Annotated in this window: 8 protein-coding genes; all 8 read left to right on the forward strand. The window is 44.7% G+C overall.

Annotated elements, in window-relative coordinates; genetic code table 11:
- Positions 1-69: 69 nt before the first annotated feature.
- The 8 genes from BFS30_RS18095 to BFS30_RS18130 all read left to right on the forward strand — a co-directional run bounded on the left by BFS30_RS18095 (position 70) and on the right by BFS30_RS18130 (position 14,889).
- The gene (locus BFS30_RS18095) at positions 70-942 is read left to right on the forward strand and encodes an AraC family transcriptional regulator (RefSeq protein WP_069380576.1); all 873 of its coding nucleotides are present in this window, start codon (positions 70-72) and stop codon (positions 940-942) included.
- Between the two features lie 159 nt (positions 943-1,101).
- Positions 1,102-4,239: a SusC/RagA family TonB-linked outer membrane protein gene (locus tag BFS30_RS18100; RefSeq protein WP_069380577.1), complete on the forward strand. Its 3,138-nt coding sequence runs from the start codon at positions 1,102-1,104 to the stop codon at positions 4,237-4,239.
- Positions 4,240-4,243: 4 nt separating this feature from the next.
- Complete coding sequence (locus BFS30_RS18105; protein WP_069380578.1) at positions 4,244-5,794, forward strand: RagB/SusD family nutrient uptake outer membrane protein; 1,551 nt, start codon at positions 4,244-4,246, stop codon at positions 5,792-5,794.
- Positions 5,795-5,804: 10 nt separating this feature from the next.
- On the forward strand, positions 5,805-6,560 hold the full coding sequence (locus BFS30_RS18110) for a hypothetical protein (protein ID WP_157262954.1): 756 nt from the start codon (positions 5,805-5,807) through the stop codon (positions 6,558-6,560).
- Positions 6,557-9,010, forward strand: a complete 2,454-nt coding sequence (locus BFS30_RS18115) for a glycoside hydrolase family 2 TIM barrel-domain containing protein (RefSeq protein ID WP_069380580.1) — start codon at positions 6,557-6,559, stop codon at positions 9,008-9,010. Before BFS30_RS18110 ends, BFS30_RS18115 begins: the two co-directional genes overlap by 4 nt.
- 9 nt (positions 9,011-9,019) lie before the next feature.
- Positions 9,020-11,569 carry a glycosyl hydrolase family 95 catalytic domain-containing protein gene (locus BFS30_RS18120; protein WP_069380581.1) on the forward strand — a complete coding sequence of 850 codons (2,550 nt, stop codon included), beginning with the start codon at positions 9,020-9,022 and terminating at the stop codon, positions 11,567-11,569.
- A 4-nt stretch (positions 11,570-11,573) separates the two neighbouring features.
- On the forward strand, positions 11,574-13,721 hold the full coding sequence (locus tag BFS30_RS18125) for a glycoside hydrolase family 31 protein (protein ID WP_083252104.1): 2,148 nt from the start codon (positions 11,574-11,576) through the stop codon (positions 13,719-13,721).
- Positions 13,714-14,889: an alginate lyase family protein gene (locus BFS30_RS18130; protein ID WP_069380582.1), complete on the forward strand. Its 1,176-nt coding sequence runs from the start codon at positions 13,714-13,716 to the stop codon at positions 14,887-14,889. Before BFS30_RS18125 ends, BFS30_RS18130 begins: the two co-directional genes overlap by 8 nt.
- The last annotated feature ends 49 nt before the right edge of the window (positions 14,890-14,938 follow it).

Genomic DNA, 14,938 nt, shown 5'->3' on the forward strand with positions numbered 1-14,938 from the left:
GTGGTTTCCTGTTATATACAGGTTTCGCAATATTCTTTTTCCAGTTTATCAACTAGATAATTATTGATTATGAAAGCACAATTACTTAAAGTAGCAATGGCTCCTGCTCAATCATTTAGTGTAAGGCAGGATGTAGAACCTTTTGTAAATAACAAATGGCATTACCACCAGGAGCTGGAACTGATCTATTTCAATGAAGGTAAAGGAACCCAGTTTATAGGGGATAGCATACAACCTTTTAATTCGGGAGATATTGTGCTGGTAGGCGCGCACCTTCCTCATTACTGGAAGTTCGATGAAGCCTATTTCGATGAAAACGGAAAGGCCGCAAGCCTGGATGTTAAAGTAGCGCATTTCAGCGAAGACCTATGGGGGGATTTCTTTTTGAACCTGCCTGAAAACAAATTGCTAAAGGATGTGCTGGAGAAATCCAAAAGAGGAGTGAAGGTAACCGGAAAAAACAGACAACAGGTGGCAGACCTGCTAACCAGAATGCTGAAGGCAGAGGGTACCGAAAGAATCATCATGCTGATGCAGGCCCTGGTAGAAATTGCCAAATGCGGACAATTGGAATCACTGGCCTCTGTAGGCTTTCAATACGACCTGGAGCAGGTAGAGAAGGACCGCATCAGTGATATCTATGAATATACTTATGCCAACTTCAGAAATAAGATCTGTCTGGAAGAGATTGCCGATGTAGCCAAAATAAGTCCGAATTCTTTCTGCCGATACTTCAAATCCAGAACTCGCAAAACCTATTCGCAGTTCCTCACAGAAATTAAAGTCGGACAGGCCTGTAAGCTCCTGATTGAAGCACACCTCAACCTGAAACAAATATGCTATAACAGCGGATTTAACAATTTCGCCAGCTTTCATAAATGTTTCAAGAAAATTACCGGAAAAAGCCCGCTTTCTTACCAGCGGGAGTTTGTAACCGGATAAATCGTCAACCAACCAACGTCATCCCTTATACCAACCAAATATAAACCTAAACAAAATGAACATGAAAACCTCCAAACCAGCGGCCATAAGGGATTGATGGCTCCGTCTCCTGAACAGATTATCAATTAAAGTATTTACTCATTTTTTTAAAACAGAAGTATGAAGGAAATTTATACTAAGAACCTCTATTTGTCTAACAAATGGAAAGTATGTAATATCAGACAGGTTGGCGTGATCGTTTTACTTGCCCTGGGCATGTTATTTTCGCCCGCTGTATTTGCACAGAAAACAAGCAAAATCAAGGGAATAGTGAAGGACGACAAAGGAGTCCCGCTTCCGGGTGTGGGTGTAAAAGTAAAAGGCACCTCCACGGGAACCTCTACCAATGTAGACGGGGTCTATAACCTGACCGTAACAGGGGATGCTGCGGTATTGGTGTTCAGCTATATTGGTTTTGTCTCACAGGAAATCCCTGTAGGCAAGAAAACAGACATCAATGTGAGCCTTAAAGAAAATTTTTCTGACCTGGAAGAGGTCGTAGTAACCGGATACGGTGGGGTAGCGAAAAAGAAAGACCTGACCGGTGCCAGTTCATCTATCAATCAAAAAACCATCCTGGAACGTCAGCCGGTGAACCTTTTTGATGCCTTACAAGGTCAGGCTGCAGGGGTTTTAATCGTAAATGATGGAGGTGGTGCTCCCGGAGCAACGGGATCGGTACAGATTCGCGGGGCCTCGACACTAAACGGGGGTAACGGACCATTATATATTGTAGATGGAGTGATCAATCCTGACGGAGCAGCGATTAACCCTACAGATATTGCAAACGTGGAAGTTCTGAAAGATGCAGCTTCTGCCTCTATCTATGGTTCCAGAGCTGCCAACGGAGTAATCTTAATTACCACCAAAAGAGGTCAGGAGGGAAAACCGGCCATTGACCTGACTTATAACCATATATTTGGACGCCTGGCTCATGGCATTCCGGTGAGCAACTCTGCAGAAGTACGTGCTTTCCGCGATATTCAGGGCAGAGGAAATGGAACAGATTCCCTGAATCCAAGCTTTAATGCCGACAATAACCTGCAGGACCTCCTGCTGGGAAATCTTGCGCAAAGGAAAGAAGTGAAGATGGGCATCAGCGGCGGACAAAAAGGATTGAGCTATTATACCAGCTTAAACTATATGGACGACAAATCCATCATCATCAACAGCTGGGCAAAACGCTTACAGTCCAGGATCAATGTCAACTATCAGGTTTCTCCAAAATTGAAATATTCCAATAACATGTCTTTCACCTGGCAGAAATCAAACCAGATCCCGATTGGAAATACGGTGAGGGTAGTCATCGACAGACCTGCTTATTCCCTGATCTACTATCCTGATGGCACGCTTACGAGTTATATTGCCTCAAAAAGGAATCCGATTGCTCAGGCTTTGTTTGAAAGGGATGAGGATGAAACCTATTCCGGACAGTTCAATAACCAACTGGATTATCAGTTCACTAATGACCTGAAATTTACCACCTTATTCAATGCGAAACTGGATAACTTCCAGAACCTGTATTTCCTTCCGAGAATCCTTTCTCCCAACAGAGATCAGAATGCCGGAAGAAATCAAATGAGAAAGAACTTTAGCTGGGAATATCAGGCTTTCGTAAACTACAATAAAACCATTAATGAAAACCATAACTTCTCTGGTTTATTGGGATTTAGTGCCGACAGGAAAAGAATGGACCGTTTTCAGACGGAATATTTAAACAGTGTAAGTGAAGAGATCTTTGTGACGCTGCCGGATTACCTGACTGCACCAAAAACCTATACGGAAGCGACGGCAAATTCCACTGCTTCAATATTTTCAAGATTAGGATATAACTATAAAGGAAGGTACATTTTGCAGGGAACTTACCGCAGGGATGGTTCTTCGAGATTTGGTCCTGAAAACCGCTGGGGAGATTTCCTGTCTGCTTCAGCAGCATGGCGCTTCTCTGATGAGAAATTTATGTCCTGGTCGAAATCCTTTTTGGAAGATGCCAAAATCCGTTACAGTTTCGGTCAGCTGGGAAATGACCAGATCGGTGATTACGAAGCACGGACCAGAATTGCATTCAGTGGAAATTACAATGGTGTCGGTGCAGGAGCGCCAACCACTATTCTTGGAAATAAATTCATTAAATGGGAAACCACTACACAGAATAACATAGGTTTAGACCTGAGCTTCTTTAAAGGCAGATTGGGCTTTACCGGAGATTATTATGTGAAGAAAACTTCCGACCTCTTGTATCCAAGAGAGATTGCCAAAGAAACCGGATTCAGTAAGGTACAGGTAAATGTGGGAACGATACAAACCAAAGGATTGGAGTTTGTGGTAAACGGTACGCCAATAGTATCGAAAGATTTTGAATGGAATGTGACCGCAAACATCTCTTTTGAAAGAGGTAAAGTCTTAAAACTGGCGGATGGTGTTCCTTTCTTCGCAGGAAACAAATGGTATGTGGAAGAAGGAGGCAAGATGGGCAACTTCTACGGATGGAGAAATCTGGGAGTTTACCAGTGGGACGAATCCAACGCATACGATGAGAACTGGAAAAAGCTGAATGTGGTTCTGGAAAACGGCCAGCCTAAATATGTGAACGGAAAACCGGTATACACACAGGATGGACGGGAATATACCGGAAACGTTCAAAGTAAACGTGCACCGGATGGTAAACTCAAAGGTGGAGATGCAGAATGGGAAGAGGTCAGACAGGATGGGGTGATCGATGATGCAGACCGTCAGGTTCTGGGAAATGCCACTCCGGATTACTACCTGGGTGTGCTGAACAATTTCCGTTACAAAAACTTCTCGCTGTCTTTTCTGATCAACGGGTCATTTGGCGGAGAAGTGTACAACTCACTTTTGCAAACACAAAATAACCCTTCTAATACAGGTGCAGGTTCTCCGGAGATCGTTTACAACTCCTGGAGAAAACCGGGTGATGTAGCCAAATATCCTTATTATATAGAGAAAAATAACCGTGGAAACCTGAAAACCAATCAGAACAGCTTGTATATCGAAGATGCTTCTTTTATCAGGTTATCGAGTGCCCGGCTTTCTTATCGCTTAAATCCGGATTGGGCAAAACGTATTTTCCTGAAAGGTTTAACCACTTATGTGTACGGAACAAATCTGTTGACATGGACGAATTACCGTGGTTATGATCCTGAGTTCAGCACAGATAACGTATTGACTCCTGGTGATGATACCGGAAAGTATCCAAGAAGAAGAGAGTTTGGTTTTGGTGTGAACATTAATTTTTAATAAGATGAAGACGAGTAAGATAATCACAATGTCTGCCTTAGCTACAGCGCTATTATTAGGCGGTTGTAAGAAATTTTTAGATGAAAAACCTTTAGCTCAGGTGGCTGTAGAGGATTTTTACAAAAACAGATACGATATGGAAGCCTCTGTGGCAGCCATCTATGCTGCATTTCAGCAGGAAATGATAGGGAAGGAGCAGTATACAGAGAAATATATGTACTGGGGAGAATACCGTTCCGATAATTTTGACCGGTTCCTGTCGTACACCAAAGACTATGTAGACGAAATTGTGTTGAACAGTCTGACGCCTACGAATCAGTTTTCAGACTGGAGCGGTCTTTATACGGTAATCGGAAGGGCCAATAGTACCATTAAATATATGGGGCAGGCTGCAAGCCTGGATGTGACACTTACGCCTGCCCTGAGCAATAGTTACCTTAGTCAGGCTCATGCCATGCGCGCCATCAGTTATTTTTATCTGGTGAGGGTTTGGGGAGATGCACCGATCAGACTGGAACCTTATGTAAACATTACTGAACAATCAGATTTCCGCAGAGAATCTAAAGATAAGATCATTTCAGAGGTGATTATTCCGGATCTGGAAAAGGCGTATAGCCTGGTGGTTAAAGGTTCAAAACCGGTCGTGTATAACATTGGAGAAGCCGCTATTTGTGCCACGCTTGCAGATGTGTACATGTGGAAGAAAGATTATCCGAATGCCATCAAATGGATCAATAACCTGTTTGCTGCAAAAGGACCACTGGGCGCAACTTATGCAGGTGCAAGCGAAGCAAATCTTCAACCTTCAGCAACCTGGAAAACGTTGTTTACCGCACCGGCAACAAGTAATGAGTCGATCTGGAGTATCCATTGGGATTACCTTAAAAATGGTTGTGCCTGTATGCAGACTTCCTGGACGAACAACAATAAACAAGTGGTGGTGGATGAGGACATCTGGGCAACCTGGTTCCAGCCCCAAACTCAGCCTACAAGGTCTCCGGATATCAGACCAAGACAAACGGCAGATGTGTTTCTGGCTCAGCCAAAACCAAACAGAGACCGTTTTATTAAATGGTATCCTACAGCGGCCAGCCCAACTGCGGCTGATCCCTTTCCGGCAAGCAATCAGTTGTTGCCGGTATACCTGACGATGTACCGCCTGGGAGATATTTATCTTTTATATGCAGAAGCGTTAAACGGTAGCGGTGATCTGGCCGGCGCATTAAAATACCTGAATTTTGTTCGTAAAAGAGCGATGGTTCCTGAATATCTGGCTACGGATCCACTGGTTTCCAATCAGACGGCAATGGAAAATACGATTCTGGATGAAAGACAGCTGGAACTTTTTGGAGAGGGTAAAAGATGGTTTGATCTGGTACGGACCAATCACGTTAAACAGGTGATGGATCCTATCCTTAAAAGAAGACAAACTGCTGCCGGAAATCTGGAAGCTCCGGGATTCCTGAATCCGGAAACTAAAGCCTACTGGCCTTTACACAGAAATGTGCTCAACTCTAACAGACAATTAACTCAAAACCCTGGTTATACAGACTAAAAATAGCAATATGAACACGATCAGAATAATATTGAAAAGGTATGCTTTCTTATTGTTACTGCCATTGTCGGGATGTACCTTATTCGATATGGAGTTGCAAAAAAAATACGATTATGAACATAAAACACTGGACCCGCACATTAACATTACGGCAAGGCAGTTTTTAGAAACCCGTTCTTATGAATCTCCGACTAACCTGAAAGATACCGTCTTTAAATGGATGAGAAAAGGATTGGAATATGCAGAGATAGACCTGGCGGCTTATGATAAGCCAGGAATGACCTTCATCTTTCTGCACAATGATGCCGTGAGGGTCTGGGATGCAAAAGCAAAGAAAACCACTTCAGGCATTTTTGTTGATTTTCCTCTTTTAATCGTAAATCCGACAACGGGGGAAACCAAAACCAAAATCGCTGAGAAGTGGGAGGACTATCCGAAGGAAGATGTTAAAAATTTCTTCTTATACCTGATGGTTCAGGGTACGTACAACTTTAATAATATCGGCCTGACCACCGTTACGGCTCAGACTTTGTTACCTCCGGGATCTAAAGCCTCGAAAAAATCGGCATTGGGCCTTTTAAATAATGGTACCGGATTTGACCAGGAAGGAAAGATGGATTTAAGGATCGTCAATAATGATGACCTGGCACCCATCATGATCAACGATAAAACTAAAAATCGTTCTGGTGGTTACATCGCCACCAATGCCATCGTTCATGTTTATGGCAGTACCATCTATCCTTTCAGATCAGCGCCATCTTTATGAGAAAACTAATATTATCCCTGTTTTGCACGATCCTTTTTAATCATTTATTTGCACAGCAAACTCAACGTTTAGCGCAAAACTGGGAATATTTAAAGGGCGATCTGGGCGGTATTTATGAAGCCATCAGGCCAGTAAAAGCCGGAAACCCGGAAAGCGTTCCTTTATGGGAAAACGTCAGTCTGCCGCATTGTTTCAATGCGACAGACGCCGTAAGTCCTGACCGGAATTATTACCAGGGGCCGGGATGGTACCGGACTCAGCTCAGCATCAATAATCCTTATAAAAACGGAAGGACCATCCTTCATTTTGAAGGAGCGGGGCAAAAAACACAGGTATATGTCTATGATGTGAAAGTGGCTGAACATATTGGTGGTTATGATGAGTGGACGGCGGACATTACGGAGGCTGTAGCTGCGTTCCGTAAAAATCCGCTGTTTGAAAAACAGTTTAAAGGAAAAATTCCGGTAGAAATCCGTTGTGATAACTCCCGGGACCTGGAAATGATCCCTTCAGATCTCTCTGATTTTAACATTTACGGTGGTTTATACCGTTACCTGAACCTGGTTTATGTACCTCAGGTATCTGCGGAAAAGGTTTTCGCTGCAGCCAGTGTGGATGCAAAAGGGGAAATGGGACAGTTAAAAATAGGAACAAGACTGTTTAATCCGGATGGAGTAGACACGGTAACGGTAAAGCTGGAGCTGAAAGATCCTCAGGGGAAACTGATCAGCAGCTGGAAAAAAGAAGTAAAAGCATTTTATGGAACAAAAGACCTTTGGGAAACGAAGATAAAGAACCCCAGGTTATGGTCGACGGAAAATCCAAACCTGTATACCGTAGAAATAACGGTGGACGCTAAAGGAGAAAAGTCTGTCCATAGCGAAAAAGTGGGTTTCAGAAATTTTGAGTTCGTTAAAAAAGGCCCCTTTATGCTCAATGGCAAAAGACTCCTGCTCAGAGGGACTCACCGCCATGAAGACCATGCTGGAGTAGCTGCAGCGATGACGGAAGATCAGATTCGTGAGGAAATGCGGCTGATGAAAAATATGGGGGTCAATTTTATCCGCCTGGGTCATTATCAGCAATCCAGGATTGTACTGGAACTCTGCGATAGCCTGGGTATTCTGGTTTGGGAAGAAATTCCATGGTGCAGAGGTGGTTTAGGAGGCGAATCTTATAAAAACCAGGCGCGCAACATGCTGGTGAATATGGTGGAACAACATTATAACCATCCTTCAATCATCATCTGGGGAATGGGGAATGAAAACGACTGGCCGGGGGATTTCAGTGAATTTGATCAGCATAAGATCAGAGAGTTTATGAAAGAACTGAATGACCTTTCTCATCGCCTGGACCCATCCCGTAAAACGGCAATCAGAAGATGTGATTTTTGTAAAGATATTGTAGATGTCTATTCTCCTTCAATATGGGCAGGATGGTACCGCGGGATTTATACGGAATATAAAGAGGTTTCTAAGCAGGAATTTGATCGGGTAGACCATTTCCTTCATGTGGAATGGGGCGGCGACAGTCATGCTGGCAGACATTCTGAAAATCCGGACAATGCTTTAAGCCAGGTGAAAACCGGCAAAGGAGCAGATGAAAGAGCAGGAGATGCTTCTTTATTTGGAGGAAGTGCCAGGGTTTCCAAGGATGGAGACTGGAGTGAAAGTTATATTGTTAACCTGATCGACTGGCATTTAAAGGAACAGGAAACCATGCCCTGGTTAACCGGAGCGGCTTACTGGCCTTTTAAAGATTTTTCTACTCCGGTGCGTCCGGACAATCCGGTTCCTTATATGAACCAGAAAGGGGTGGTTGAACGTGATTTTACCAAGAAAGAAGCATATTATGTATTCCAGTCGTACTGGACAACCGCACCAATGATCCATATCTACGGGCATTCATGGCCGGTAAGATGGGGAAATGCGGAAGAGCAGAAAATGATAAAGGTATATGCGAACCTGGATGAAGTGGAGCTGTTCCTGAATGGCCAGAGTCTGGGCAAAAAGAAACGTGATTCACAGGATTTTCCTGCAGCTGGTTTAAGGTGGATGGCCAATTTCAATGAAGGTGAAAATACCATCAAGGCAGTAGGAAAGAAAGATGGTAAAGTATTTACCGACGAAATTATCCAGCAATACCAGACCGCAAAATGGGATAGACCCGCTAAAATGGTCCTGGAGAAAGTATCAGAAAAAGATGGGATCGCGGTAATCCGGGTAAAGATGCTGGATAAGAACAATATCCTGTGTCTGGATGCCCAGAATTACGTGAACTTCGGCCTTACCGGCGATGGTAAACTGATCGATGATCAGGGAACTGCCCGCGGTTCAAGCAAGGTGCAGGTAGGAAACGGAAGAGCCGAGATCAGTATAAAATTGAATAATGGAAAAAGTGTGGCCAGCGTAAAAGCCGACGGACTGGCCTCCGCATTTGTTGAACTTTAAATATTTGAAATGAAAATTATCCCCTGTTTGTTATTAGGAGCCCTATTCATCCACGTAAATGCCGATGCTCAAAGCAATGATCCCCTTAAACTGTGGTATGACCGCCCGGCAAAAGTTTGGGAGGAAGCCCTGCCTTTGGGAAATGGGAAAACGGGGGCAATGGTATATGGCCGTATCAACAGGGAACGTATCGCTTTAAATGACAACACCTTATGGTCGGGTTTTCCGGATCCGGGGAACAATGAGAATGGGCCAAAAGTGCTCCCTCAGGTAAGAAAGGCGATAGAGGAAGGACAGTACGATCAGGCCGCGGTGCTCTGGAAGAAAATGCAGGGCCCTTATTCGGCAAGGTATCTTCCTTTGGGAGAATTGTTTTTGCAGTCTGATCAACTGGATAGTATTCCTGAAACCTATCATCGGGAATTAGACCTGCGGACAGCAGTATCATCTGTAAGTTATAAACTGAAGGGGGTAACCTACAGAAGGGAAGTGTTTACCAGCTTTCCCGGAAAGGTATTGATGGTGCGCATTACAGCCGACAAGCGGGGCGCCATCAGTTTTGCAACAGGCCTGATCAGTAAACTGAGGTTTCAGACCAATACTTCGGGAAGCAATGAGCTGATCCTGAAAGGAAAGGCACCGAAGTTTGTGGCCAACAGGGACTATGAACCTAAACAGGTGGAATATGATGAAAAAGAAGGGATGACTTTCCAGATCCGCCTGAGAATCAAAAACGAGGGAGGATCGCTCATCGGAAAGGGCAGCCAGTTGCTGGTTAAAAATGCAAATGCAGTAACGATCTATTTAACAGAAGCAACCAGTTTCAACGGCTTTGATAAGTCTGCGGGACTGGAAGGTAAAGATCCGGCTGTCGAAACACTGGCCAATATGAACCAGGTTTTTGCCAGGAGCTTTGACCAGCTGAAATCACAGCACGTCCGCGATTATCAGGCTTTATTTAACCGGGTGGAGTTTCGGCTTGCTTCCAATCCTGCTGCCGAAAAACAAAACACAGACGAACGTCTGAAACAATATGCGAAGAACAGAAATGACCAGGGGCTGCAAGCCCTATATTATCAGTTTGGCAGGTATTTAATGATCGCTTCTTCCCGCCCGGGATCAAGACCATCCAACCTTCAGGGGATCTGGAATGACCTGGTTCAACCACCATGGGGAAGTAATTATACCACCAACATCAATACGGAAATGAATTATTGGCTGGCAGAAAATGCCAACCTCTCAGAATGTCACCAGCCGCTGTTCGATTTTATGAAAGAACTGGCAGTGAATGGTGCAAAGACGGCTAAAGTGAATTACAACATTGATAAAGGATGGGTTGCACACCATAATTCTGACCTTTGGGCCAAAACTTCTCCCCCCGGAGGATATGACTGGGACCCTAAAGGAATGCCGAGGTGGTCGGCATGGCCAATGAGTGGAGCCTGGTTCAGTACCCATTTATTTGAACATTATCAGTTTACCGGCGACAAGCAATTTCTAAAAGAAACGGCTTATCCGCTGATGAAAGGCGCTGCTGAATTTATGCTGCAATGGTTAATCAAGGATGAGAAGACTGGTTACCTGGTAACCAGTCCTTCCACTTCACCTGAAAACACCGTTAAAATTCAAGGCAAAGAATATCAGCTTTCTAAAGCTTCAACGATGGATATGTCTATCCTCAGACAACTGTTTACGGATTTGATCCGCAGTACTGAGGCTTTAAATATAGATGCTGCATTCAGAACAGAACTGCTTGCTGCACGTGAAAAATTATACCCTTTCCATATCGGCCAGCATGGTCAGATTCAGGAATGGTTTCAGGATTGGGATGATCCGAAAGATACACACCGACATATTTCCCATTTGTTCAGTCTGTTCCCGGGAAACCAGATTTCGGTTTTTGAAAGTCCGGAGCTGGCCAGTGCGGCAAAACAAAGCCTGCTCTTCAGAGGGGATGTGAGCACCGGATGGTCTATGGCCTGGAAAATCAACTGGTGGGCCAGGTTACAGGATGGCAATCATGCCTATAAAATCCTGGAAGATGCGTTTAACTATATCGACCCTACGCTAACAAAGGCACAAATGAGCGGGGGTGGAACTTATCCGAACCTGTTTGATGCGCACCCGCCTTTTCAGATTGACGGTAATTTCGGGGCAACAGCAGGAATCACAGAAATGCTCCTGCAAAGTCAGGATGGAACAATCAGCTTATTGCCTGCATTGCCGGATGCCTGGCAGGAAGGAAGGATTCAGGGGATTAAAGCCAGAGGAAATTTCCTGGTAGACATCAGCTGGAAAAAAGGAAAGCTGGTTTCTGCATCACTTAAATCAGAAATCGGCGGGAATTGCAGGCTCAGAACTTTACAACCTGTTCAGGTGGTCGCTGTGAATGCGACCGCGGCTGCTGGGGAAAACAGCAACCTGCTTACACAGAAAGCCTACCTGCCTCCATACCAGAATCAGGCTAAATCTACACTGCAAAAGCTGAATGTGGAGCCCGGATATGTATTGGATTTTAAAACTGAAAAAGGAAAAATATATAAAATTATAGCCCTGTAAGCTCATGTATAGACAAGTATTTATCTTTGTAGCCTTTTTATGGTCTGGTCTGTCGGCACAGGCGCAGGAAATTAAGTGGGAGCAGGTAGCCCCCGGGATCTGGAAAGGAATGGTGGGAAAACCGGAAAACTATAACCTGCTTACCGCATCGGGAGCTCAGCCGGCAACAGAAGGCTTAAAGCGAATCGGAGAGGCCGATTTCCCACTCCTTAAACAAGAAATTGTGGCCAAACTGAATGATGGCAAGACCTATCTCCGCTTTCCTTTAAACAAAAAGGAACAGCTTTATGGTTTTGGACTTAACTTTCAGACGGTTCACCAAAGGGGGAAGATCCTCGAATTACACGTAGATCATTATGGAGGCAAAGACAATGGCCGGACGCATGCGCCGACACCTTTCTATGTCTCTTCTGATGGTTATGGGGTATTCATCAATTCTGCCCGTTACTTAAAAGTATATGCAGGATCTGCAGTAAGAAGGGACAGCAAAGATGCGCCCGAAGCGAAAGACCGCAATACGGATAAAACCTGGTCTTCGCGTCCTTATTCGGATGCAGTGGAAATTCTGGTTCCTGCAGAAGGTGTGGAATTTTATGTGTTTGCAGGCCCTAAACCTTTAGATGCCATCAGCAGGTATAACCTGTTTAATGGTGGTGGTCCTTTGCCTCCGCGCTGGGGACTTGGCTTTACACAAAGGGTAAAAACGCTTTACACTGCCGCTGAAGTAGAAAAGGAAGCCCAGGCATTTGCCGATAAAGGTTTCCCGCTGGATTATATCGGACTGGAACCGGGATGGCAGAGTAAAGCCTATCCATGTACTTTTGAATGGGATAACAGCCGTTATCCTGACCCTGCAGGGTTTGTGAAACACATGCTCAGTAAGGGAATCAGGCTGAATTTATGGACCAATCCATATGTTTCTCCACTTGCCTCTATCTATAAAGACCTGAAACCTTATACTGCCGATCATACGGTATGGCTTGGTGCCGTGCCAGACCTGACCCTACCGGAAGCAAGAACGATCTTGTTCGGACAATTAAAGAAAGCTCAGGTGGATATTGGTGTCAGCGGGTACAAATTTGATGAGGTGGATGGTTACGACCATTATTTATGGCCTGATGTGACCAGTTTCCCTTCCGGAAAAAGTGCAGAACAAATGCGCCAGACTTATGGTTTGCTGATTCAGCGCTACAGTGCGGAGCTGTTTCATCAAAGAAACCAACGTACTTATGGCCTGGTCCGTGCCTCTAATGGTGGAGGAACGGCGATGCCTTACGTGATCTATAACGACTATTACAATCATGAGGACTTTATCACCGCGCTGATCAACAGCAGCTTCTCCGGTGTGCTCTGGACGCCTGAAGCGAGGGCTTCCAAAACAGGAGAGGAATGGTTGCGCAGGATGCAGTCTGTGGTGTTTTCGCCAATGGCGATGATCAACGCCTGGTCCAGCGGTACAAAACCATGGTCTTACCCGGAAGTAGAACAACAGGTAAAAGATATGGCTTTACTGCGTATGCAGATGATGCCGTACTGGTATAGCGAGTTTGCTAAATACCATTTTCAGGGCATTCCGCCATTCCGGGCAATGAACCTGGAAGAGGGTTTTTTATCGGAAGTCAAAAAGGAATTGAAAAGCACCAATCTGGAAGATAATCCTTATGTGGAAGCGGTGAGTAAAGAAGTGAAAGATCAGTATATGGCCGGAGAATACTTATTGGTTGCCCCCATGTTTGCCGGTAAAAGCAGTCGTACGGTGATCCTTCCCAGAGGGAAATGGTTTGATTTCTATACCGGCAAATTTGCGGGTGATGGAGAAGTGATCACCGTTACACCAGGACTGGACAGGATTCCGGTATATGTAAAAGATGGAGGGATTATCCCGATGGGCCCAGCCCTGATGCAGGCCCCAAAACCAACAGATAAAATCAATCTGGAAATCAGGTACTATGGAAGTAAACCGGGTAAATACCTGCTTTACGATGATGATGGGGAAAGTTTTAACTATGAAAAGGGAGATTTCAGCTTCCGGGAAATCAACATTACCAAAGGATCCAACGGTGTATTAAAGACTTCAGTTTCCAAAGCGGAAAAGGGAAAACCGAATACTCTTGATAAAATCACTTTTAAAGCAATGACCAGTCATGAATAAGAAAAGATTAAGCCTGCTGGTGTTTACCCTGTTGGGGATTTTAGTTTCTCTTACCGCCTTTGCACAAAAAGGGACGGTGGGTAAGGAAGTGCTGCAGACCTTAAAAAAAACAGTACTGGAACAGGCAGCATGGGCAATGCAACAGCAACCGGTAACGGTTACCGCGGCGGGCTCGGCAAGATCTGCCGGAGGGATACATGATTTTTATTCGGAAGGTGATTACTGGTGGCCAGACCCCGCAAATCCTGATGGACCTTATATTCAGCGTGATGGAATGACCAATCCGGACAATTTTGTGGCCCACCGGCTGGCCATGATCCGGTTTAGCAGAATCATAGGGGCATTGGCCTCTGCCTATAAAATCACCGGAGATCAGAAATATGCAAATCAGGCCATGATCCATCTGGAAGCCTGGTTCATTAATGAGGGTAGCCGGATGAACCCAAGTCTAAACTTTGCCCAGGCCATCAAGGGCAGGTTTACCGGCAGAGGAATCGGCATTATTGATACCATTCAGCTGCTGGAAGTTTCGCAAGGGGTATTGGTACTGGAAAAAGCATTGAGTAAAGCAATCCTTTCAGGAACAAAAGAATGGTTTACGGCATACCTGAACTGGTTGATGACCCACACTTATGGTAAAGATGAAATGAATGCCCAAAACAACCATGGTACCTGTTTTACGATGCAGGTAGCGGCATTTGCGAAATTAACGGGAGATCAGAAACTATTGTCTTTTTGCAGAGAACGGTACAAAACAATACTTCTGCCAAACCAGATGGCCAATGATGGCAGCTTTCCAAGAGAGCTGAGCCGTACCAAGCCTTATGGTTATTCCATCTTTAACCTGGATGCGATGACCGCCCTTTGCCAGATTCTGTCTACCCCGAAGGATAATCTTTGGAAGTATGAAACTGCAGACGGGAAATCGATTCAGAAAGGAGTGGAGTACCTGTACCCATTTGTAAAAGACAAAAGCAAATGGCCTTTAAAACCAGATGTGATGTATTGGGAGAACTGGCCGGTAGCACAGCCTTTTTTAGTGTTGGGCGCTTCGGCATTTCAGCAGGAAAACTGGTTGCAGACCTGGCAAAAGCTGGATCATGATCCTCAGGTAGAAGAGGTGATCCGAAACCTGCCACTCAGAAACCCCTTAATCTGGATCAATTAGCCCAATGTATTCCGCTTAACTATAAAACCAAAAAAACAACTATTAACAC

The organism is Pedobacter steynii (genome assembly GCF_001721645.1).
Lineage (GTDB): Bacteria > Bacteroidota > Bacteroidia > Sphingobacteriales > Sphingobacteriaceae > Pedobacter > Pedobacter steynii_A.